Annotated in this window: 3 protein-coding genes; 2 read left to right on the forward strand and 1 reads right to left on the reverse strand. The window is 63.2% G+C overall.

Going from position 1 to position 2,382, the window contains the following annotated elements; translation table 11 throughout:
• The first annotated feature begins 127 nt into the window (after positions 1-127).
• Positions 128-454 (forward strand): helix-turn-helix transcriptional regulator, encoded by a 327-nt coding sequence (locus tag JF781_RS27785; protein WP_007172195.1) that lies wholly within the window; start codon positions 128-130, stop codon positions 452-454.
• 848 nt (positions 455-1,302) lie between these two features.
• A complete protein-coding gene (locus tag JF781_RS27790; protein ID WP_007172196.1) occupies positions 1,303-1,923 on the forward strand; it encodes a hypothetical protein in 621 nt (206 codons plus the stop codon).
• On the opposite strand, the gene JF781_RS27795 is transcribed toward JF781_RS27790, so the two are convergent.
• A partial coding sequence (locus JF781_RS27795; protein ID WP_047324009.1) for an IS30 family transposase occupies positions 1,924-2,382 on the reverse strand: 459 nt, incomplete at its 5' end. It abuts the gene before it with no gap.

A 2,382-nucleotide genomic window follows, 5' to 3' on the forward strand; every position in this document is an offset into this window, starting at 1 on the left:
TCAACACCAAGTCGGACATTCCTATGCGAGCACCACGTCGATCTATAGCCACGTCTGACGAGTACCGCAACCGTTTGCTCCGTGAAGCGCTCACCAAACGCGGCATTGCCGTCGGGGAGGATCAACCGTGATCAAGAAGATGGGTTATCAGTGGCGGCTGCGGGCGCTGATGGCGCAACGGGAGCTGTACCAGACGACTGATCTGGTTCCGCTGTTGGCCGAACGTGGCGTGGTCCTGTCGCGAGAGCAAGTGTTTCGCCTGGTCACTGCGCCTCCCCAACGGCTCTCAATGGACGTGCTGGCAGCGTTGTGCGACATCTTGGAATGCTCGCCCAACGACCTGATCGAAATCGAAGCCGTCAATCAATCGGTGAAGAAGGCGGCCGGGGACTCACCGCGGGAGGTGCCGAAGGTGCGGCGCACGACTGTGCGTCGACCTGACCGCAGCTCATGAGAGGATCGGCGAACTTCAGGCCCGACGCGTGGGATCGAGTCCGCGCTCACGTAGTCCGCGCTCTTGGCGACCTATCGCTTGCAGATGCCGACCGCCTCCTGAAAGCTGCTCGTGTCGACCGGCCGAAAACGCTCAATCAGGTCGACGCGTACCTGGCCGCTCATGGCGACGGAGTGCTCAACCCGGACGCGTCCTGCCCGCGGGGGCTTATGCGCTTGACGCACGTACTGGTGGCTGATGGCCACGCGTCGGTGAAGCCGCCGGCCTGTACGAATTGTCAACAGCGCGTGTCTCTGACCGCGATCGGTCCGACCGGCCGCATTTGTGGTCGCTGCAGAGATCTCGATCGATCGTTCACGTGCGCGCGATGCGCAAAGACCTCTGTCAGCAGACGCGTCAATCTTCCCGACGGACCCGTGTGCACGAACTGTTACAGCCGCGACCCGTTGTCGCGCAAGGAATGTAGCATCTGCGGACGCCTCCGTCCCCGGGCACGTCGACTCGTCGACGGCGGCGTGCTGTGTCCCACGTGCGCGCCACCGCGCCTATACACCTGCTCGGGATGCGGACAACGGCGCCGCGCCCCGTACGTGGCATCGGAAGGACGCATCTGCACGAACTGCTACGCCAAAGCCAGCACCGTGTGGGTATGCGGATTATGCGGAGCCACCCGGCGCCGCCAAAGCAGCAGCGTCCTCGGCCCGCACTTGTGCGGCACCTGCCGCGCCATCACAACGAGGACCTATTCCGGGATACGTTCACCACACTCGAAATCCACCTGCGCGTTCTGCCGACAACGGCGCGTTGTAGCCCGCCATTGGCCAGCGGGGCCTGTCTGCACACCGTGCGTGCGCAAGGCGAAGATGTACCCGTCACCATGCGCGGCGTGCGGCCAGCAGGCGGTGCTGATCGGATTTGACCCCGACGAGCGCCAAATCTGCGGGCCATGTTCTGGCTCCACGCTCGACTACCGCTGCGCCAATTGCGGTCAACCGGGTATTCGCGCGCATAATCGATGTAGCCGCTGCCACACCGCCGAATTACTGCACAACGCCTTAGCCGGGCCGGATGGCCAGATACCGGCGCAACTGAAGCCACTGGCGGACGCTCTTGCCAACGCCAATGATCCACGCAGCGTCGCCGTCTGGCTCGGCAAGAGCGCCGCCGCGGAGCTCCTCATGAATCTGGCGCGCACCGGACAGACCATCACTCACCACGCACTCGATCAGCTCCCACCCGGTGGGCATGTCAACTACGTACGTGAAATCCTCGTTCGCACAGCAGTATTGACGCCGCGTAACGAATACCTCGAACGTATCGAGCCATGGGTGGATCGCCACCTAGCCAACTATCCCGCCGAACACGCACGGCTGGTCCGCAGCTACACCATCTGGTACCTCCTGCACCGAGCCCGCCGAGCCAAACAACCACTAAGCAATCCCGGGTGTCAACGGCGGGGTGGCTTCTAGTCAACGTCGCAACAGTTGATGGTCTGGTGAGGTTAGCAGCGCGGTGAAAAGTTCGGCGGGACTGCGGTCTTCGAGGGTGTGGCGGGGGCGGTTATTGATCTCGTATTCGACAGCGCGCAGATGGTCGGGTGTGTAGGTGCTTAGGCTGGTGCCCTTGGGGAAATATTGGCGTAGCAGCCCGTTCGCGTTCTCGTTGCTGCCGCGCTGCCACGGCGAGCGGGAGTCGCAAAAGTAGACCGGCACGCCGAGGTCTGCGGTGATGTCGGTGTGTCGGGCCATTTCGATGCCCTGATCCCAGGTGATCGATCGGATCAAGTTCGATGGCAGGCCACCCATGGTCGTGGCGATCGCGATACGCAGGGAGTCGGCGTCACGGGTGGGAAGGTGCATCAGCCGAATCAGGCGGGTCTGGCGCTCGACCAGGGTCCCGATCGCCGAGCGCTGGTTCTTGCCGACGAT

Source organism: Mycobacterium sp. WUMAC-067 (assembly GCF_020217485.1).
In the GTDB taxonomy this organism is placed as follows: domain Bacteria; phylum Actinomycetota; class Actinomycetes; order Mycobacteriales; family Mycobacteriaceae; genus Mycobacterium.